General features: G+C 40.6%; 18 protein-coding genes and 2 pseudogenes. 8 read left to right on the top strand and 12 right to left on the bottom strand.

The window, feature by feature from the left end; all coding sequences use genetic code 11:
* Positions 1-130: 130 nt before the first annotated feature.
* Entirely contained in the window at positions 131-415 is a 285-nt protein-coding gene (locus PSI14_RS00280; RefSeq protein WP_273573840.1) for an LCI family antimicrobial peptide, read from the bottom strand.
* 318 nt (positions 416-733) lie between these two features.
* Positions 734-994, bottom strand: a complete 261-nt coding sequence (locus PSI14_RS00275; RefSeq protein ID WP_273573838.1) for an LCI fold-containing protein — start codon at positions 992-994, stop codon at positions 734-736.
* Positions 995-1,289: 295 nt separating this feature from the next.
* On the opposite strand from PSI14_RS00275, the gene PSI14_RS00270 reads away from it, so the two are divergent.
* From PSI14_RS00270 to PSI14_RS00250, 5 genes and pseudogenes are all read left to right on the top strand, one after another.
* Positions 1,290-2,027, top strand: coding sequence for an ABC transporter ATP-binding protein (locus tag PSI14_RS00270; protein ID WP_273573837.1), 738 nt, complete (start codon positions 1,290-1,292; stop codon positions 2,025-2,027).
* A complete protein-coding gene (locus tag PSI14_RS00265; RefSeq protein ID WP_273573836.1) occupies positions 2,020-3,228 on the top strand; it encodes an ABC transporter permease in 1,209 nt (402 codons plus the stop codon). The genes PSI14_RS00270 and PSI14_RS00265 overlap by 8 nt, the downstream gene beginning before the upstream one ends.
* Positions 3,221-4,684, top strand: coding sequence for a TolC family protein (locus tag PSI14_RS00260; protein ID WP_273573835.1), 1,464 nt, complete (start codon positions 3,221-3,223; stop codon positions 4,682-4,684). The genes PSI14_RS00265 and PSI14_RS00260 overlap by 8 nt, the downstream gene beginning before the upstream one ends.
* A complete protein-coding gene (locus PSI14_RS00255; RefSeq protein WP_273573832.1) occupies positions 4,677-5,927 on the top strand; it encodes an HlyD family secretion protein in 1,251 nt (416 codons plus the stop codon). The genes PSI14_RS00260 and PSI14_RS00255 overlap by 8 nt, the downstream gene beginning before the upstream one ends.
* A gap of 123 nt (positions 5,928-6,050) precedes the next feature.
* Positions 6,051-6,218: pseudogene (locus PSI14_RS00250) on the top strand (IS4 family transposase); the annotation flags it as partial.
* Between the two features lies 1 nt (position 6,219).
* Here the strand turns inward: PSI14_RS00250 and fghA are convergent.
* The 3 genes from fghA to PSI14_RS00235 form a co-directional block, all read right to left on the bottom strand.
* Positions 6,220-7,065: an S-formylglutathione hydrolase gene (gene fghA / locus PSI14_RS00245; protein ID WP_273573831.1), complete on the bottom strand. Its 846-nt coding sequence runs from the start codon at positions 7,063-7,065 to the stop codon at positions 6,220-6,222.
* Between the two features lie 100 nt (positions 7,066-7,165).
* The gene (locus tag PSI14_RS00240) at positions 7,166-8,275 is read right to left on the bottom strand and encodes an S-(hydroxymethyl)glutathione dehydrogenase/class III alcohol dehydrogenase (protein ID WP_273573830.1); all 1,110 of its coding nucleotides are present in this window, start codon (positions 8,273-8,275) and stop codon (positions 7,166-7,168) included.
* A gap of 384 nt (positions 8,276-8,659) precedes the next feature.
* Positions 8,660-9,367: a YrpD family protein gene (locus tag PSI14_RS00235; protein WP_273573829.1), complete on the bottom strand. Its 708-nt coding sequence runs from the start codon at positions 9,365-9,367 to the stop codon at positions 8,660-8,662.
* A gap of 585 nt (positions 9,368-9,952) precedes the next feature.
* Here PSI14_RS00235 and sfnG point away from each other — a divergent pair.
* On the top strand, positions 9,953-11,035 hold the full coding sequence (gene sfnG, locus PSI14_RS00230) for a dimethylsulfone monooxygenase SfnG (RefSeq protein ID WP_273573828.1): 1,083 nt from the start codon (positions 9,953-9,955) through the stop codon (positions 11,033-11,035).
* A 349-nt stretch (positions 11,036-11,384) separates the two neighbouring features.
* On the opposite strand, the gene PSI14_RS00225 is transcribed toward sfnG, so the two are convergent.
* The 3 genes from PSI14_RS00225 to PSI14_RS00215 all read right to left on the bottom strand — a co-directional run bounded on the left by PSI14_RS00225 (position 11,385) and on the right by PSI14_RS00215 (position 15,237).
* Positions 11,385-11,636, bottom strand: a complete 252-nt coding sequence (locus PSI14_RS00225) for a hypothetical protein (protein ID WP_273573826.1) — start codon at positions 11,634-11,636, stop codon at positions 11,385-11,387.
* Positions 11,637-11,860: 224 nt separating this feature from the next.
* Positions 11,861-13,969 carry a peptidase domain-containing ABC transporter gene (locus tag PSI14_RS00220; RefSeq protein WP_273573825.1) on the bottom strand — a complete coding sequence of 703 codons (2,109 nt, stop codon included), beginning with the start codon at positions 13,967-13,969 and terminating at the stop codon, positions 11,861-11,863.
* Positions 13,966-15,237, bottom strand: coding sequence for an HlyD family secretion protein (locus PSI14_RS00215; protein ID WP_273574087.1), 1,272 nt, complete (start codon positions 15,235-15,237; stop codon positions 13,966-13,968). Before PSI14_RS00215 ends, PSI14_RS00220 begins: the two co-directional genes overlap by 4 nt.
* A gap of 534 nt (positions 15,238-15,771) precedes the next feature.
* Between PSI14_RS00215 and PSI14_RS00210 the strand changes: the two genes are divergently transcribed.
* The gene (locus PSI14_RS00210; RefSeq protein ID WP_273573824.1) at positions 15,772-15,963 is read left to right on the top strand and encodes a hypothetical protein; all 192 of its coding nucleotides are present in this window, start codon (positions 15,772-15,774) and stop codon (positions 15,961-15,963) included.
* A 184-nt stretch (positions 15,964-16,147) separates the two neighbouring features.
* Here PSI14_RS00210 and panP read toward each other — a convergent pair whose 3' ends face one another.
* Both panP and PSI14_RS00200 read right to left on the bottom strand, forming a co-directional pair.
* Positions 16,148-17,737, bottom strand: coding sequence for a pyridoxal-dependent aspartate 1-decarboxylase PanP (gene panP / locus PSI14_RS00205; protein WP_273573823.1), 1,590 nt, complete (start codon positions 17,735-17,737; stop codon positions 16,148-16,150).
* Positions 17,738-17,863: 126 nt separating this feature from the next.
* Positions 17,864-19,903 carry a thioesterase domain-containing protein gene (locus tag PSI14_RS00200; protein WP_273573821.1) on the bottom strand — a complete coding sequence of 680 codons (2,040 nt, stop codon included), beginning with the start codon at positions 19,901-19,903 and terminating at the stop codon, positions 17,864-17,866.
* 1 nt (position 19,904) lies between these two features.
* Between PSI14_RS00200 and PSI14_RS00195 the strand changes: the two are divergent.
* Positions 19,905-20,024, top strand: a pseudogene (locus tag PSI14_RS00195) (IS481 family transposase); the annotation flags it as partial.
* A 225-nt stretch (positions 20,025-20,249) separates the two neighbouring features.
* Here the strand turns inward: PSI14_RS00195 and PSI14_RS00190 are convergent.
* Together PSI14_RS00190 and PSI14_RS00185 are read right to left on the bottom strand one after the other, a co-directional pair.
* Complete coding sequence (locus PSI14_RS00190; RefSeq protein ID WP_273573819.1) at positions 20,250-20,645, bottom strand: structural protein; 396 nt, start codon at positions 20,643-20,645, stop codon at positions 20,250-20,252.
* Entirely contained in the window at positions 20,645-20,959 is a 315-nt protein-coding gene (locus PSI14_RS00185; RefSeq protein ID WP_086109151.1) for a phage holin, lambda family, read from the bottom strand. Before PSI14_RS00185 ends, PSI14_RS00190 begins: the two co-directional genes overlap by 1 nt.
* Positions 20,960-21,154: the final 195 nt, after the last annotated feature.

Raw genomic sequence — 21,154 nt, 5'->3', positions numbered from 1 at the left:
TCAACGCCAGTTTGTTGTTTTCTGTCTGACCATCGCTGAAATAACGGGATATTATTATCCATAATGAAATCAAAACCCCATTATTTCAATGAGGCTTATTAGGAGGGAACCCTGTGATAAGGAGATTTTTCTATTGCTTTACACCTTCATATTTACCAACATAAACATTCATTCCACAGACATATAATTTTTTAAATCCTTTTAAGTACCATTTGATTCCATTTTCATAACGTACATCAAGAAAAACAATACCCTCTTTAACAAGATATTTAGTATATATGCCATTATTGTATTTTTCAGGAGAAGAGTAACAATTGATCCAGGGAATATCTACGCTTGCCGATGCAGTTCCAATGCCGCCAGTTAAGGTAATACCTGCTGCTAATGCTCCACCTATTAATAATTTCTTAAACATAAAACATTCCTTTAACAATGTTGCAGCTTGCGTTTTGAATTTATCATTTAACAAATAATATTTGATAAGGTACACTAAATATAAATCATTATCAGATTGTTTTGCCATTTCAAAATTTAGACATTGCGTATGTTTTTATTTTAAATTGGAGTTTTATCTAGCATTATTAAAGGACTGTTACAGCAGGTTGATAAGAAAAAATAGAGGATATAATTATGTAAAAACCCCGTTGTTTTTAACGAGGTTTGTTAGAGTCCTGGAATGCCTATAATAAGAGGGTTTTCGGTAAAATTTTATCTTTTTTACCTTATTTACTTACTAACGTCTATAGTGACCGGCCCATTTTCCGTTGCCACAATCTTTAATGCTACCTTTAAAATACCAAGTGCTCCCATTATATTTAAATACATTTGCAAAATTTTTATAAGGATTAACAACCCACATGCTATCTCCCACAATAAGCTTATCAGTAATTCCTGTTCCTTCACAATTATATGTCCTTCCATCTGCCGATGCAGTCCCAACTCCTCCGATTAATGCTGCTGCTAATGCCCCAACGGTTAATAATTTCTTGAACATAAAATTCTCCTTTAATAATTTTAGAATTTGAAGATTAAATGCATGATTTATCAAATAATATTTGTTAATACATACTAAATCTAAATCATCGAAAATGATATTACAATTTTAAGATTTATAAACCACCTATACATTTCATTCTGGATTGGAAACCTAACTTCTATTATCATAATTTATGACAGGTCATCGTGATGATATTATTTAATTTCTTATGTTATCAAAAGTTGGTTATTTTAATAAAAAGGCTGTTGCTTCTGATAAATATAGACATTAAAGCGGGGAATTATAAAAAATAATGGATCTTATAAATTCTATTCAGCCTACAGTACCGATATCACCTGTTATCAGTATGCAACGGTTAACCCGTATTTATCAACATGGTGGCGAAGGCCCAATATCGGTTCTGAAAAATATTACGGCACAAATTTTTGTCGGTCAGAGTTGCGCTATTGTTGGAACATCGGGGTCAGGTAAAAGCACATTACTGAATATTCTCGGTCTGTTGGATAAACCAACTTCCGGGGAATATTTTCTTTGCGGTGTTGATATGTCAACAGCAAATGCTGACCTTCGTGCCAGAATGCGTAATAAAGAAATTGGTTTTGTTTTTCAGAGCTTTCATTTATTAGCCGGAATGACCGCCACAGAGAATGTCGCTCTGCCGCTCCTTTACCGTGGGATCTCAGCCTCGCAGGCCTATAAAATAGCCAGAGAAAAACTGCATTTGGTTGGTCTTTCTCATCGTGCGGTTCATTATCCGGCAGATTTATCCGGCGGGCAGCGACAACGAGTGGCTCTCGCCAGAGCACTGGTAGGGGAACCCTCGTTACTGTTGGCTGATGAACCTACCGGTAACTTGGATCAACAAACGGCAGAAGAAATTTTATTGTTACTTTCTTCTCTTCACACAGACAAAGCGATGACGCTGGTCGTAATAACGCATGACCCTGTGGTTGCGAACCATATGCAGCGTGAATTACGTATCATTGACGGTCAATTGCATGAAACCAGAGGTATGGCAATTCATGCATGATAATAGCCGGTCCGGCAACTATGGCATGTCAGTATTAATGATATGGAGAGAGGCCTGGCGCAACTTAATGGCAACGGGGAAAAGTACCTTGCTTGCTTTATCGGGTATTGCTATTGGTTGCGCGTCTGTTGTGGCATTCGTTAATACTGGGCATAACGCCACACTTGCTGCATTGAAAATGTTCAGCGGGCTTGATATCAACGTCATTACAGCAAACCTTAACTCCTATAACCATGGGGTTGGTAGTGCGTCAATTAAAATGACCGACCTGACAACGGCTATTCCTGGTTTATCTTCAGCAGCACCGTGGATCTATTTTCCTTCTCCCGGGCGTTATAGCGGGAAAACAGAAACATTTACCGTGATAGGGTCCTCTGCGGAACTTGAGAAAGTCATGCAATTGCAACTTCGTCATGGTCGGTTCATCTCTGATTATGACCAGCACTCTTCTCATTTGGTCATTGGCAATGAAGTGGCCGTTACCCTTGGTCAAGGAGACGCATCCCGTGTACTTGGCAGCCAGATTCAGATTGGCAATTATTTATACACTGTGATTGGCATTTTTTATACAAAAGGCCGAAATCCCATCTTTCCTTTTTCTTTGGATTCGGTGGTGATTGTTCCTATAAACGCCATGCGTAAAATATCAGCCAATACTGATCTGAATGGCATTATCGCTCGTACCATAACAACCGCCACCACCGAAACCGATGCGAAGGATTTATTGGCATTGCTCAAGCGTAAGTTTCCAGAGGTTGATATTGATGTCCAGATACTTAAGAAATTACTGGAAGGAATGGCAGATCAAAGCAAAACCTTTTCTTTCATGCTGATCGGGTTGGCGGGTATCTCGCTACTTACCGGCGGCATTGCAATTTCAAATGTGATGCTTATGAATGTTTCGACCCGACGAAAAGAAATTGGGCTGCGTATGGCCTTAGGCGCAAGACCCCATGATATCCGGCGCCTTTTTTTGTATGAAGCGGCAGCATTGACTTCTGTCGGCGCAATCCTTGGTGCACTGGCAGGTGTCATCGTCTCCTTTCTTTTCGGACTTTATTCTGGCTGGTCATTTTCTTTAGTTCCTTTATCTATCCCTTTAGGGATAGGTAGTTCAATTGTAGCGGGGCTTATCTCTGGCTTTTATCCCGCACATAAAGCCTCACAGATGGAGCCCGTACAGGCATTACGTGATGATTAAAAAATATTTTCTTTATGGCTCTTTGACCTTGTTTTTCCTTTTTCCCTGCACAGGAAGTCATGCATCTGGACAGGAACGATTAATTTTATCAGAACTTGGTTACAGTCTGCGGGGGGAGACCTCAAGAGAGGTTATAGGCCTGTCGTTGAGCGATGCGATATGGCTTGGCTTAAGGAATAACTATGCGATCCGCAGTGTTTATCTGGATCGTATCGCTCAGAAATTTGATTTACGGGTGGCAGAAGATCGATTCACACCAAAGCTACAGCTAAGCGGGCGTTACATTACGGGTAAAAATCAGGATTCAAATTTTAGGAAAACTAACCTTTCACCTAATGCCACATTACTTACTCCTCTGGGAACGCGTTTTACTCTTTCCTGGACTCGTGATAACACTAAATTGGGAATAAACAACTTTCACAATGATGGAGCAAGTATTACTGTGATACAGCCTCTTTTACGAGGAGCAGGATTCGATGTTAATAATGCCCCGATCTTACTGGCCAAACTCCGGGAACAAACCAATCGGTTGAATTTAAAAGCAACTATTTCCGATTCAATCACGCAAATTATTCTGACCTACCATGCATTACTCCGTGCTCAGGAGCAACAATCACTATCTGTCGCTTCCCTTAAGCGTATGCAGAAATTAGTGGAGATCAACAAAGAGTTGATTAACGCAGGCAGAATGGCCCAGACAGATATAATACAAATGCAGGCTGATCTAGCCATGCAGGAGCTTTCGGCAAAAGAGGCTGAAAATAATGTGCATGCCACGAAGCTGGCATTACTTAAATTGCTCGCTCTAAACCTCAAAACCCCCATCTATGCTACAGATACACTAAAAGGAACTCACGTAAGCCTGAGTATTGAACAATCAATTAAAAAAGCACAGGCTCAGCAACCGGGCTATCTTATCCAGTTACTTACTGCAAGAGCTGCAAATATTCAATTATTGCAGGCCCGAAATAATCGGCTCTGGGATTTATCTTTGGTCGGAGGTGCATCCCAGAATCGTTCATCATCTTCTGAAACCCGAAACTGGGAAAATTTTGTGGGTATACAACTGGATATCCCAATAGGTGATATGACACAGAAACAAACGGAAGTTCAGGCCAGAGTAAATGTTCAGAAGCAGGAATTACACTTGGAGGAGGCAAAAATAAATCTGGAACAAGCAGTAACCAAAGTAATTCGTGATACAGAATCACGCTGGCAGGAATATCAATTAGCGATAAAAGCCAGTTCACTTTCTCAAAAGAAACTCGAAATTGAACAGGAAAAATTACAGGCTGGACGATCCAGCAACTTTCAGGTTCTAAGTTTTGAAACCGACCTAAGAAATGCCGAAAATGCACGCTTGAATACACTTATCCAGTACCTCAATTCTCAGGCTGAACTGGATCAAACTCTTGGCACCACACTGGAAAGCTGGGAGATAACACTTAATGATTAAACATTATCGATGGGCCATAGCTGGCATACTTGTCGTGGTGGCCTGTTTTTTTGCCTTTTTATCCTCAGGCTATTTGTTTTCAGAACCAGCGTCCGCTCAGGGATCAGTGCAGTGGATTGAAGTAAAACGCGCTCTTATAGAAAAACGGCTAGGCTTGATAGGCAATCTGCAATCTGGGCGTATTGAAACCATACCCGCTCCATTTGATGCAATTATCAAACAAGTCTTGGTCAAAGAAGGACAGCGGGTAAATGCTGGTCAGATATTAGTCACGCTTGATACCCGAAAGCTTGATATTGAGCTTCGGCAAGCGCAAGTTGAGATGATCAAGTCCTCGTCTGTTGTTGACCAATTGCATGACTGGGAAAACAGTCAGGAAGTCATCCGGGCCAGAAGAAACGTCGAAAATGCGAACCATACGATTATGGAATTGAAAGATACTCTCGCAAAAACACAGGCTCTTTTTTCACGGGGCATCATTCCACGAATGGAAGTGGAAGCCCTCCAACAGCAACATCGCCGACAACTAATGGAACTCGCTTCAGCACAGGACGATCTTAAGTCCATTAGACAAAAAGGAAGTCTTAATAATTTAAATGTCGCAAAGATGGAGCTTCAGAATGCAACGAGCCGCTATCAGGCATTACAGGAACAATACTTACATAAAGAAATCAAAGCGCCATTTTCAGGGGTCGTGCTTAGGGCCAAACAGGGAGAAAGTGGGAAGTTCTTAACGATTCAGACAGGAGTTCGCGTTACCGAAGGAATGCCCTTACTGGAAATTATGGACACTGCACAATATCAGGTATTGGCACAGGTTGAAGAAGCCGATCTCGCCAAACTCAAAGAAGGACTGACAGTAAAAATCAGTGGGGAGGGATTTTCTGATCACCCTCTGGATGGAGAAATTGAAACCATTGCCATGCAAAGTGTGAGTACGGACAAACCGGGATCGGCGATTTATTATGATGTTGTGATTAAAGTGACTTCATCCATGAGTCAGGGTTATCCCATCAGACCCGGTATGAGTGCCAGAGTCAATATTGTTATTTATCGCAATGAACAGGGAATTGTCGTACCGGAAGCAGCACTGATTCATGATAGCAATGGACAATTAATAGTAAATTGGCGCCCGGATTTAAAACGTCAGGCCGTGTCTCGTCAGGTAACTGTTGGGGAGGCTATGCCGGAAGGTATGGAGGTTCACGGACTGGAAGAGGGATTTATTGCCCTGCCTCATTGAAAACAATTTGCGGGGCACAGCTTTTAAACGCCAGATACGACGACAAACACACAGCAAATATCACTTACTAAAGTGAGCTGGTTTGACGATTCAAGTGATCTTAAGCGTTTTACCTATCCTACAAAGATGATCGATAGATTGCTGGAGAATACAGCATTACATCACGATCTCCCTCCCACATTTAATCGCCTTATTTCTATGCTGACCCGACAGTTATCCCTGTACGTTATTGTCATTGACTGGAGCGGCTATCCTTCTCAGGAATATCATGTGCTCCATGCCAGTTTAATAATTATTTCTTTCCAATATACTTTTGCATCGCTTTGGCATGATGAGCAATATGCTCTTCGATAAAGCTGGCGATAAAGTAGTAGCTATGATCATATTCTGGTCGAAGATTTATCGTCACCGGATAACCGATTTTATCGCAAATATCTTGCAATAAATGGGGACGTAATTGTTCATCCAAAAAGTCGTCATTGAGGCCTTGATCGATCAGAATAGGGAGCCGTTCTTTTGCATTCTTGATCAGTTCTACAGTGTCATACTGTTTCCAATCAGAGGTGTTTTCGCCAAGATAGGTCGAAAATGCTTTTGTTCCCCAAGGAACCTGGCTGGGAGCCACAATAGGTGAGAAGGCCGAAACGCTGCAATAACGTCCCGGATTTTTCAATGCAATGATCATTGCACCATGGCCTCCCATTGAATGCCCACTGATTGCTCGTATATCAGTCACTTCAAAATGTGTTTCAATCAAATGGGGTAGTTCTGAAACAATATAATCATACATACGATAGTGTGAAGCCCAAGGCTGTTTTGTTGCATTGAGATAAAAGCCTGCACCTTTTCCAAGGTCATAGGCTGGATCATCAGCGACATCATCACCTCGAGGGCTGGTATCTGGAGCAACAATAACGATACCCTGTTCAGCAGCATAACGCTGAGCCCCTGATTTTGTGATGAAATTTTGCTCTGTGCAGGTCAAGCCAGAGAGCCAGTAAAGGACTGGCAATCTTCTCTCTTTAATCTGAGGGGGCAAGAAAACTGAGAAACGCATCTGGCAACCCAAAACCGTTGATTCATGCAGATAGACATCCTGCCATCCACCAAAACAGGCGTGATGTTCAATTCTTTCCATTATTTTCCTCTCTAAGGCCATTTATTGCGTGTCAGATACCGTGTTGCAAGCCAACACGGTTTTCTTTCTACGATAGGTTTTTTCTGTAATAACGAATTAATCAGTAGTGAATGACTGTTCGGATCGATTTGCCTTCATGCATCAGTTCGAAAGCCTCATTAATCTCTTCCAGAGGCATCGTGTGGGTAACAAAAGGCGCTAGCTTAATTTCACCTTTCATGGCGTCTTCCACCATTCCCGGTAATTGGCTGCGTCCTTTTACTCCGCCAAAAGCAGTGCCTTTCCATGTACGCCCCGTAACTAATTGGAATGGGCGGGTAGAAATCTCTTGTCCGGCACCCGCGACACCAATGATTACAGATTGCCCCCATCCTCGGTGTGCGCTTTCGAGAGCAGCACGCATGACATTGACATTACCGATACATTCGAAAGTATGATCAACACCCCATTTTGTCATATCCAGAATAACTTGCTGAACAGGCTTATCATGGTCATTGGGATTGATGCAATCAGTGGCGCCAAATTGTCTGGCGAGTTCGAATTTAGTTGGATTAGTGTCAATGGCAATAATGCGACCCGCTTTTGCTTGGCGAGCGCCTTGAATAACGGCAAGCCCAATCCCACCCAGTCCGAAAACTGCAACAGAATCGCCCGGCTGCACTTTGGCTGTGTTGTGTACAGCCCCAATACCCGTAGTGACGCCACAACCCAACAGACAAACATGTTTATGGTTTGCGGCTGGATTTATTTTTGCCAGTGATACCTCAGCGACGACAGTGTATTCACTGAATGTCGAGCACCCCATGTAATGATAAATAGGTTGTCCATTGTAAGAAAAACGAGTTGTGCCATCTGGCATGAGGCCTTTACCTTGGGTATCGCGGACTGAGATACAAAGGTTAGTTTTTCCAGACTGACAGAACTCACATTTGCCACATTCCGCTGTATATAATGGAATGACATGGTCACCCGGTTTTACACTTGTGACACCTTCACCAACCTCGACAACGACTCCAGCGCCTTCATGCCCCAGGACAACAGGGAATATTCCTTCAGGATCGCTGCCTGAAAGGGTAAAGGCATCCGTATGGCAGACACCGGTATGGCTGATTTTTATCATTACTTCACCTGTTTTTGGTGGAGCAACGTCAATTTCGACAATTTCGAGTGGTTTGTTTGGCCCAAAGGCAACAGCAGCTCGTGATTTCATATAACCCCTCATTTTTGTTGCTAAGATAAGTTGATACAAAAAGTGAATGCTAAATTATCCATTCAATCAGCTTCAACACCAGAATACTTTAACACTTCTATTTATCCTTATCACTTGGTTGGGTTTTTGAGCTATGGACAAACATTCAAAAACAGTGAGAATTGGGAAGTTCACCACATTATTCATTATTCATTCGACGAACAGATGATATTGGGGGATGAAATCGTAACTACAGTAATAGGTTTGCTGTTCTTGTTAATTTGAATAGGCGCACACTGAATTCTTGATCCAAGATGCATAGTTATTTGGCAGATTATTATGATAAAAGCCAATTCCTAAAATGCATTAGAAACTGGCTTAAATTAAAGGTTAATGATTTTATTATCATACTTTTGATTTTTGAATTGTAATAATAGCTTTACCATGACCCACACTGATAGTTGCTTGTTTTTTTGCATAAGCTACAGGCTTGACAATGGTATTGTCTATTACTATATCATCAAATTTAACCCGGTATTGTTTATCAACTTTAATTCTATTGCCAGTGACAGTAGAGAATAACTTCCAATTATTTATTTGGTTAGAATTTATATTGGTCTTAGGTATTTCCAAAATGGCCTTGCCAATATAACCAATATTTGAAGTTCCCTGATATGTTGCTCTGGTCGCGCCATTAAAATATCGATATACAGTCAACTGTACTTGAGTGCCGGGTAAAAAACCATTTAAATTGCCAAATTCATCTGAGCCTTCAGTAAAAGTTCCACGTTTAAACCCAGCTACTGACATAATTGGTTGCCAGACATTATGTGTGGCGTTATATTCAAAACCAATATCTGAGTCAATAGAACCTGAGAAACTGGCATAGATACTTGGTGTTCCGTCATATACGTAAAACGCATGTTTAGTTTTCATCACAGGTAAAGTAATTTTTGTTGTTAATATATTTCCATTACTATTAATATTAGCTCTTCCTCCAATGCCCTCTATAGTCTCATCACGAAGATATAAAGATTGGGTTTCGGCATTATCAATTTCAGATGTGTCCACTTCATGCGTATTAATATCTGGCAGAGATTTTTCGCTTGTCATAAAAGACTCCTGTATTACTAACTATTAATGAAATGATAAAATAAAAGACAATTTTCAACGTGTTTTTATACTACTCGTATAACTCTACATTACACATTTTCAAAAGAATAGAGCATTTGATTGATGAATTTTAATTCAATGGTTTTTTTATTGATATAAACTTAATTAAAATCGATGGTGGATTCGACTAATAAGTGCAGTTTATCAAAAAGGCAATTACAGCTTCAGTATTAGGCAAGGAAATCGGGGGAGGGTGGTGTTTCGTTCAATCAAATATGGATCATCGGACAATATACTCGTATGCTGGCTAATAATATCCATAATCACGGGAGGAAATTATCAGGGGATGAGCTGTCCTTGCAGACACAGAGAGATAGGGTGCAACAAGGTGGTTCAATCTGTGCCGATAAGTCACTGGGGATATGGGCAGGAAACAATATCGCTATTACTACATATTAAGGGAGTAAGTAGGCAGTAGGTGGCGTCAGGACGTAACCTGTAAATCGGTACAGGTTGTGTTTTCTGACGGGAGAGCAGCAGCAGAGCCATGATGAATATATTATTCTGATTTCAAATGGAGGTCTTATGATTGGACTCAATTCTCAACCCATTCAATTTGCTTATTGGGTGCCTAATGTTTCAGGTGGATTAGTTATAAGTAAAATCCAGCAACGTACTCACTGGGGACATACTTATAATCGCAAATTGGCCCAAATCGCCGAAAGTGTAGGCTTTGATTATGCATTGACCCAAATTAGATTTACTGCTGGATATGGGGCTGAAAACCAACATGAATCGGTTACTTTTTCGCAAGATCTGCTTTCGGCAACCAATAAACTGAAAGTTATCGCAGCCCTTTTACCGGGAGCTTGGAAACCGGTGCTTGCTGCTAAACAGATAGCAACAATCAGTCAGCTTTATGGGGCTCGTATTGCTGTTAATGTTGTTAGTGGTTGGTTTCGTGGTGAATTTAAAGCGATTGGTGAACCGTGGTTGGATCATGAAGAACGTTATCTGCGTTCTGAAGAGTTTATTCGTTGTTTGAAAGGGATCTGGTCACAACCCGCGTTTAGTTTTTCTGGTGATTTTTATCGTTTCCATGATTACGTCTTAAATCCTAAACCCCTTGCACCACTACCGGAAATTTTTCAAGGCGGGAGTTCCAGAGCGGCCAGAGACATGGCGGCACGTGTTTCTGATTGGTATTTTACTAATGGTGGCAGTGTAGAATATATTCGGACACAAATCGAAGATATCAAAGCTAAAGCGTTATCGAATAATCATCAGGTAAAAATAGGTGTTAATGGCTTTGCTATTGCCCGTGATGATGAGCAAGAAGCTCGCGCAGTACTACAGGATATTTTAGATAACAGTGACTTTGAAGCAGTGAAAAGTTTCCATCATGAAGTACAAAATGCGGGAAATGCCTCGCCGGAAAAAGAGGGAAACTGGGCAAAATCGACTTTCGAAGATCTTGTACAGTATAACGATGGCTTTAAAACCAACCTTATAGGCACACCGTTACAAATAGCTCAGCGAATCATTGAATATAAGAAAGCAGGTGTAAACCTGATGTTACTTGGATTTCTGCATATGCAAGAGGAGCTGGAGTATTTTGGTAAAAAAGTGATTCCGCTTGTTCGTGAGTTAGAGCAACAAACTGATTAATAATATAATTACTTTTTGTAGTGGCTCACAAAATCAGGACACTTATCGGGGGCGAACTTAATCTTATCGTCATGTTGAATATTGGCGTCATGCTTAACTGTCCGGCGCTCAGTCATATTCATTATCGTGTAAACAGGCATACCAATATATTCCATGAGTATGCCTGTTAATTGGTTATCGGGTTCATCACAATTATCTGTTTAATAATGTTATCGAAAAATTTGTAGGAAAACTGGGGTATGCTTGAAATAGTGTTGGATATTCTAGTTAAAACAAAGTGCGTTAAAACAAAGCGCCGGATAAAAAAACCGGCACTTTGCAATTACTATACAATGAATTACATTTATATCTACTTAGTTAGAAGAGGGGTAATTTTCCCATAAAGCCAATCGGCTCCTACTTCTAGTCCTCTTTCTAATCCTCTTTCTAGTGCTCTAACTATAGAATTTTTTATAAGTTCTCCATTGTCCTTACCTGATTGAAAATCTGATAGCCCCCCGCAAACAATATCCTTACCCAATCGTATAGCTTCTTGTATAGCTTGAGAAGCTATAGAACCACCTGAAACATGATTCAGCAAGCCATTATCAATTTCTTTCATCATACTTTCCTTTTGTTAAACGTTTAAATAAAACAACTACAATATAATTCATTCCCAAAATATAAACATTACTGATATAACATTAATCTTGCTATTATCGGTCTTGTTTTTTAAGAATGAATGGAAAATCAATATGGTAATAAACAATGAATTATATTCATTAAACCAATTGATTTTTTATTCTTTATAAAAAATACCTTCTTAGGATATAAATATTTATTTCATTATAAACAATCAGCTATTTTTATAACTCTATCTGCCGATCTTATCGTTGATTCTCTGTGAGCTATAAAAACCTTTGTGATATTTAGCTGTTTTATTGCATGATTTATATGTTCTTCACTATTCACATCAAGATGACTTGTCGCTTCATCCATAAAAAGAATACGTGGTTTATGGTAAAGTGCACGAGCAATAAAAATCCTTTGCTTTTGTCCTCCAGAAAGACCTTCTCCTAATTCACCGGTAAGTGTTTCATATCCCATTGGCATATTCATAATATCTTCATGAATAAAGCTTATTTTAGCACATTCAATCATCCACGTTTCATCGCTACTTTCAGAAAAACAACATATATTTTCTCTTATCGAACCAGAAAATAACTTGTCCTCTTGCATCACACAGGCAACCATCTTACGGTAATTATTTATTCCTAACTGTTGTATATCTATATTGTCAATAATAACTTTTCCTGATTCAGGTTCAAATAATCCGCATAATACTTTCAGTAACGTCGTTTTTCCTGCCCCGGAATGTCCTGTTATCGCTACACTTTCGCCTGGTTTGATACAGATATTCAGATTGCTGAAAACTGGCAATGATTGACTATCGTAACGATAAACTAAGTCCTGAGTTTCAAGTGAAGCAGGAGTCATTTTTGGAGCGTATGGTATCACCGGTTTTGTTTTTTCCACTTCGTTTAATGCAATATCTGAAATGCGTTCATTGTGCAAACTCATTATTCGTAGCCGGAGTAAAAAATTTGTCAGAGATGTTACACGATTGGAAAACAATCCCCGGAATACCCCAAATGCCACAAACATCCCTATGGTCATCTGATTATTAATAACTAGCATAGTACCCAACCATAAAATAGCTATTTGATCACAAGCCATAATAAACGTATTTGTACCACCAAAAAACAGATCCATTTTCGTGACTTTTATACCTGTATTGATTTTATCAATAACAAGATTAAGCCAGTGGGTACTACGTAATTCCATCATTCCCTGCATTTTAACCGTTGAGATTCCGTACAACGTTTCCATAAAATATGAACTGGCGCGTGCTTCCCTGATTAGCATTTCTTCTGATGACTGACGGTAGTAATTATAAGTAAAAAGCCTGATTAGCACATAGAGTACAGTAAAGGCCAGAACAACCCAAGTTAGGTAGCCACCATATAAGATCATCATGATTAGCACACCTATAATCATAATACCGTCCATGATCGCACCGACTACACTGGTCGAAAACGTGGTGCGCAGTGTATCAAGTGAATTAAAGCGAGATTGAATATCACCCAGTTTTCTTCTCTCAAAATAAGCTAAGGGAAGGTGTAAAAGGTGCGAAAACAATCCTGCTTTCCACTGAACGTCTATTAACGTTCCCATTATCAAGGATGACCAGGCACGTATCATGCCCACGATAGTATTCAGCAGAATAAAGAACATCAACCCAGTACAGATAAGCGTCAGTAATCCACGATCACCCGAAGGAATAACATGATCCATAACTAACTGTGTTCCCACAGGCATTAACAAATTGATAGATTCAATGACGATAGATAAACAAAAGATTTTTATCAAAGCACTTTTTATGCCTTGTATACTGCGAATAAGCGTCCTCAATTTCACCCGGTTTTGAATTGTCTCAGCCTTAAACTCACTACTCGGCCAGACTTCCATGGCTACTCCGGTAAAATGCCGGGAAATTTCGGCCAGTCCAACCACCCGCCGTCCCCGAGCTGGATCATGGATAACACCTCGATTTCTACGCGTACTAATCAATACCACAAAGTGATTAAAATCCCAGTGAAGAATACAAGGCGTTTTTAAAGCACTTATCTCTTCAAGATCCAATGATAATGCTCGAGTTGTCATACTTAATTGGTCAGCAATATCTTTAATCTCTGCCAGAGTGGTTCCCCGAGCCGAAATGTTAAATTTCTTCCTAAGTGAAATCAGATCGATATTTTTCCCATAGTATCCACATATCATCGCTAAACAAGCTAATCCACATTCTGATGATTCCGTTTGATGGATTATTGAGACTCGTTTCATTAAGCCAATGTCCAATTTTTTAATGATGTTATTAAATGTGGAGTTAATCATTGCTCAGGTCCCATAGCACTATGTTTCATATCGTAAAATGGTGAAAGCATCCACTGATAAATTTTTCTATTTTCCAGAAAAAGAGTAGATTGAGCTTTCATTCCATTTTCCAGATTTAAAAAATGACCATTATATTTTACACGCTGTTTTTCAGGCTTAACGATTACTTTGTAATAAGTAGTAGAATTTGCTTGCATATTTATAGGTGAACCTTGATAAGTTTGCATTTCCTTAGGGGATGCCGGGGCTTTTGAAATAACGTCAATGACTCCTGGGAATTGACCGAATTTCTCTGAAGGAAAGGCTTCATATCTAATATTAACTTTATCACCTTTTTTTATATATGATACAGCATCGTTAGGTACCCATATAACAAGATAGTAGTTTTTGATAATCTCAGGAATAACTTGCGCTAAACTATCGCCAACATTCACCATTTGTCCTTCTGTGACACTGAGGGAATTTATCTTGCCGTTCGATGATGAACGGATAATAATCGAATCTCCCGCGTCAATATTTGTTAATTCTTTTTGTAAATCATATCGTTTTAATTCCATTTGATTAATTCGGTTATCAAATTCTGTTGACTGCGTTTGTATCTGGCTTTTAAGATTAATTATTTGTAATGAATTTTGATCATTTTGATGAGTTAACCCTAATAAATTACTTTGCCTTTGGTAATATAAATTAACCTGATTCATCATTTGATCTTTATTTATCAGGCCTCTTTTTTGATATTTTTTATAATCTTCCATGTTTTTTTTGATAGCTTTAACGCCTTCTGTTTCTTTTTTAATAATACTAGAAGATTGATTAAAAAACTTTGTATATTGCTCTTTCTGCTTTTCTAAAGAATCTAATGTCGACTTTTTATTATCTTTAATGCGAGATATAATCAGATTGATATTTTCTATTTGTTCTTCAATGTTTTTTCGTTGATTATCACTGACAACACCATGTTGGGTTGTTCTGCTTACATCAATCAGATAAATAGGATCGCCTTTTTTGACCATTTTCCCTTCTGTCACAAATTTCTTTACTATAAATCCCTGTACGGGTGAACTAATATTGCCCACTCTCGGATAAGTAGTAATTTCACCACTGACATTTATGCGGCGGGTATAAGAACCAAAAATAACAAAGGTCAAACAAATAATTAGAAAAAAAACTCCGCCTCCAATGACTAACCACACTGGTATTCCCGGAAGTAAAATTGCTTTTCCATTCCATTTAATTTTTTTATTATCAATTGCTTCTTGCCGAAACAACATATTATACCTCATTGAGAAAACGTTACTTTTTCGTTATAAGCATCACACAATCTGCCTCCTGCTAAATTGGGGTTCGCCTTTATATTATCAAGATATCATCAAGTTTATTTTTAAAGTCATTCAATATCTGTCTTTTGCTGCTCAGGAAAGATATTGATATTTCCTTTGCGTAAAATCAACCACTATCATTATATTATTTTATTATATTATTTACCTAAGGTGGTTATATAACAACTTTTCTATACACACCTTAAACAGAAAGATATTTAGATATCTTTTATTGATTTTATAATAGCCTGATGTTAATTCGCAAAGTATCCAGACAATCCAGACAATATTGTACAAGCTAAACTTTGAAAGTTATTATGTTGATATGAAATGATTAATGCAAAATTTGTTATCAGAAGCAACGAAGAACTTGGACGGTTACTTATTTTTATTCCTGTTTAGGTAATGTTAAACACGATTTTTGTACAATTGAACTTCGTAATTGTGAGATTATAACGTTATTTTGAACATGGAGGGCATGTCATGAAGAAAGTAATTGCATTTATTTTGTATTTCCTCATCTACTTTACTTTTGTTTGGCTCTTTTCTATTTTTTTTTCGGAAAAATTAGAAGTTTCAAGCACCATTACAGAAGCATTAATTTTTTCCGGCGTAATGGTGTTTTTCTTCATGAAAATAGTTAGAGACAAAAAATCTATCACGAAAATAAATTAAGGAGTTTTATAGTGAAAGAACTTACCACAAGGGCTTGCAAACGGCACTTTGAGTTGGAATTAATCCTATTTCGCACCCTTACCATCTCTGTTAAGGGTGCGCTTCAGGCACTGTGTTTCCCCCTCTTAACCAAATGACAAAAATAGGATCGAGTTTTTTCACACTCAGATATCAAGTCATACACTTAACTGACTAAATCCTGCAAATCCTGCCAGAATGGGCTTTGTCGTGCCAACTGACGCTGCTCTTCAAGCATGTTCCCAAGCATTTCCAACGTTGTCAGTGGGTTCGCCAGCACGACACGCAAAACTGTTGTCGGCTGTCGGTTCCATTGCACGGGCTTAATGCAGGTGCGCGAAACAAAAAATTTCCCCGCAGACCATTGCATAGCCTGGATACTTTGGTTAAGTGCATTAAGCGATTCATGCAGTTGCTGTTTCACCGATTCTGGGCCTTCGCGCAGAGCCTGTAATACCATGGGTGGCACATAGCGGTAGGTCAGCAGGCAAAGCTGTGGCTCACTGATTAACTCGAACTCCTCTTGCTGGCGGATGAGATCCGCAAATTGCCGTGCTTTTTCGATGCTTGCATCTATTAAGCGTGCCAGTCCCTGTCGGCCAAGCAGATGGAAGTTACTGTGTAACATAAGTGACATCGCACTACGTGAACCTTCCAGAGTATGGCGTCCCAGATCCTTAGACCCTTTGCGTACAATGTAATTCGCATGCTGAGCAATAGCATCGGTAAGGGTAGGCTGACGGAACAACACCATGCCTGAACCCATTGGCACATACATTTGTTTATGAGCATCGATCGTCACGGTATCGGCACGTTCGATACCTGCGAATAGATGTTGATAGCGTTCTGACAGTAGGCTTGCGCCTCCCCAAGCGGCATCCACATGAAAATGACACTGTTCCCGTTCAGCGATATCCGCCAGAATGTTCAGCGGATCTATCGAACCGGTTTCTGTGGAACCAGCTATTCCGACAATAGCCATCGGCTTGATATTGCGTTGGCGCAGTTTCTGTAATTGGGTAAGCAGGTCATCAATGCAGATCCGCCCATCTTTGTCAGTATCAACTTTTACCAGCGCATCTTGTCCCAAACCAAGCACGTCCACGGTTTTTTTCAACGAATAGTGCCCCAGTTCCGATACCAGAATTGCTAAACCACTATAACCATAATGCAGTAGTCCTCTGGCTAACCCCTCGCGTGCAAGACCAGCAAAATCATCATCGGCTGGCATGAGCTGATTGCGACATGCCCACATCGCAGTCAAATTAGCCAGAGTCCCACCAGAACAGAAGGTCGCCAGCGCGTGATCGCCGTTGTGAAGCCACTGTTTATAGAAAGATTCGTCGTGGTTGTATACCAACTTATGCATCATGCCCAGCACTTGGCGTTCCAGCGCCGTCAAAATATGCGATGTTTCCAGTTTGACCAAGTTTTGGTTCAGTGCTGTCAATATCTTGCCGAGTACAGGTAAATGTTTGGGGAGAGCCGATGTCATGTGACCAACAAAAGTTGGTGATGATACGGGTACAACGTGATTGAGGATATCTTTGCTCAAATATTGGGCATATGTCCCGGTATTAACCGGAGAGTCCGGGATGATCACTGAAGAGAATTTACTTTCAAGCTCTGTCAGTTCATGCATTGGTTTGTTTAACTTGCGGAGGCAATAAGTGACAGGGTCACCTGCAATATCCGTTTCCAGTTCGAGCAGCGTTTGCCATTCTTGCTCATCCAGACTGTCAAGAAAATGCAGCATAGTTTGCCTCTTTAAAGTCACTAATAATATCGATCATATTTTCTCAAGTTTTATCCGCCCCGTGACAGGGCGGTGATAAGAGCCACATTACTCTCTGTATTACTGCGAATTATTATTCATTTATTCCTATCGCACGAATCCATGAGGTTTTACTTGCCTAAACAAGAACGCGGAATTGGAGTTGGTCATGTAATCCAATTTCTGCCACAATCCAGAAAGCCATTGCTCAATTTGTGGGCAGGATAGCATGGTCATATGATTACCGGGCACAAGCATCGTGTTTAGTTCAGTGGCGTGAAGGCTCCACTGGGTTTCGCGAGTTTTTCTTTCATCCAAATTGCCTTTTTCTGCATTGATCAGATGAACAAGCCCCTCATAACGAGTACGAGGTATATAGCCAGTATTCAAATTAGCTTGCATAACGCGGATAACCCCTTGCAATAATGATATGGGCGTTTTTGCGGGGAAAAGGCCAGCTTTTACCAAGGCATTGTGCAGAAGCTGAATTTGTTCATCCGATGTCAGTCCGTCAAAATCTTGTTTGGAGAGCGGAAGAGGCTGCTCTAATATCATATTATAGATATCAATCAATTCCATGAGCGCCTCAATACGGTTGACTGATTTGGGGACGCTATCTTGCTGGTTAGGTTCATCGGTATCAATAAGGATGAGATCAGATACACGTTCCCCCTCAGCTTGTAATTGCAGAGCCATCTCAAAAGCGATCCAACCACCAAAAGAGTGGCCTAGTAGGTGATAAGGGCCATGAGGTTGAATTTGTCGGATATTCTGGATGTAGGCACGAGCTGCCCCTTCAACACTGGTGTAAGGAAAGTTATGTTCGATAGTGAATCCACGCGCCTGTAAAGCGTATACAGGGAGTTGCTGTGGGAATGATAGAGCCAATTCGAGCAGACTAGACGGGCTGGCACCCGCACCCGGCACACAAAATAACGGCGATACCGATTGAGAACCCTGTTGAATGATAACGTGTGGGTCGAAAGACGGAACTACCCGTAAATTTTCGGTGATTGAATCCACTATTTGGTTTAGTAAAGGGGGATGCATGATGGATAAATGCGTCCCACCAATAGGATGGAGTACCGAATTATGCCCAACTATGCTGTGCCAACCGCGCCAAATATCTTCGTTGACTAACTCATCCGCAGTATAAAGGTGGATAGGTAAAGATGATTTTTGCGCGATATACTCCTGACCAAGTTGTGTCGTCATCTCAGCGGTGTAGAAACGGAGGAGAATATCCTCACGTGTGATACCTGTTGATAACCATTGATGCTCAATGCAGTGATCAAGAACCTGCTCCAAATTACTTAAGTTGTGAAGCTCTCCCAAAGCATGTTCATCGACAATACTCTTTTGAGTACGCAGTAAATCAATAAATAACTCAATTCGCCTTGCATCTTTATCTACAGATTGGTCGGTAGTCGTTGCTGGCTCATTATAATCTTTATTGGAATGATTATAGGAATCGATCATACCGAGAAACTCAACCGTCTCGCCGTCACTGATTAACTGTTGAGCCATTTCATAGGCAATCAAACCACCAACCGACCATCCCGCCAGACGATAAGGCCCTTGTGGCTGGATGCGGCGAATCGACTGAACATGACAGCTCGCAAGAGCTTCGATTGATACAGGAGGGTGCTCAAGTGTGTGGATGCCAAGGGCTTGCAACGCATAGACGGGAAGTTCCGGCGGCAGTAAAGCAGCCAGTGGGGAATAAACGAGTGGGTCGCCGGAAGTTTCGTGTACCAAGAACAAAGGCGGCAAAGAACCGGTTGGGCTTAGCGGTACTGGGTTTGCATCAAATGGAGATGCTGTGTGGTCAACGTGCTCACCAACGGCTAAAGTAAGATCCCTCAATGTGGGATGAGAAAATAAAGTAGTCAATGTAACCTCCATATCTTGTTTACGCATTTGATTCAACAACTGTACAGCGAGCAGCAAGTGACCGCCAAGTTCAAAAAAGTGGTCGTGGCGACCAATTTTTTCCAATCCTAATAAGTTTTGCCAAATCTGGGCCAGCGCGGTTTCTGTTTTGCCGACAGGGGATTCATAACCACGTACCACGAAAGCGGATGGTTCGGGAACGGGCAACGCCTGACGGTCGAGTTTGCCATTAGGGGGCAGCGGGAAAGTTTCCAATGTGACGCATTACAATAATGAACGAAGCCATCAGGGTAAAATGTGTTGTGGGCGTACGTCTATGGATACTTTACAGGATGGCAAACGGATCTGGGCAGAGAAGAATCTAAACCGAATTTAATCTGACGGACATCTGTATAAATAATCGGTAAATATCAGGCCAAGTCTGAGCTAATACATTGTAGCAGGTGCATTATTTAACCGACTATTGTTTGGTCATTGCGATTGTTGATGAAGGATACGATATTGTTGAGTTACAACTTGAAACTTATTGGGGATACTCGAAAAATCACCGCCAAAATATAGGCGGTGATTGCTTTTATAGTGATTATATACAGGTTGAACTTTATAACAATTCAAATGCTTGCTTAATAACCGTATCGGAATAAGGCTGTTGACCGTTTTCCATTTGGATAATAGCTTTAACCAGTCGGTTCATTGTGGCGACATTTTCCACATCTACCACCGCGCTGCTGGCTATACCAACAGATTTACACACATAAGCAATGTAGCTCTCGGTATTATTTTCATTCGGGGGTGCCCAGCGGGAAATAAACTGGCGAATGGTGTTATCTCCGTATTTGCGTTCATAATTACGCAGAATTTTCAGCATTGCCCGTATGCCATATTCCGGCGCCACAAACTGACAAAATGATTTGTCTGTTTGGGTATCACGCAAACCCTGCCATTTATCACCGTGGCGAATATTGCCCGGATTGTGGTTACGAATCCCTCTTGTCATTATTTATCTCCCAAACGTTTATTGATGGCACGGAGAGCAAATTCTCTGATTTTTTCTACGCCAATAAAACCAACAGCACCGCCGAGTGCGGGTGAAACACTGCTTGGAATGCCGAATAGTTCCAGTCCACTGGAAAACCCCCACGACAGCGCTCCGCACAGTAGCGGCTCGACCCAGCGATTTTTCCGCTCCACACCGTCATAAATAAGTCGGCCATAGCAAATCATGATGGCTAAAATGGAGCCAGAAATTTGCGGCCAGGCATTTTTCAGACCGTTTAATAAATCGGCCCATAAATCAGGATGTTCTTTCATTGTTAGTCCCATAATCGAATGATGGGCGTCATGGAAGCAGAGTTTTCAACTAGTTCAATCTTGAAGAGATCAGGCTGTACAACCTTCAAATCAGCTCAATCGGGGTTAGCTTCCAGCACTTACTCAATGACGTCCCGTACTTTTCCATAGTAATGTCAGTAAAGAAAATCTTCATTGTTACGCCATTGTGCTCTG

Source organism: Xenorhabdus anantnagensis (assembly GCF_028598555.1).
Lineage (GTDB): Bacteria > Pseudomonadota > Gammaproteobacteria > Enterobacterales > Enterobacteriaceae > Xenorhabdus > Xenorhabdus anantnagensis.
The sequence above is the reverse complement of the archived record's forward strand: the minus strand, read 5'-3'. Positions and strand labels throughout refer to the sequence as shown.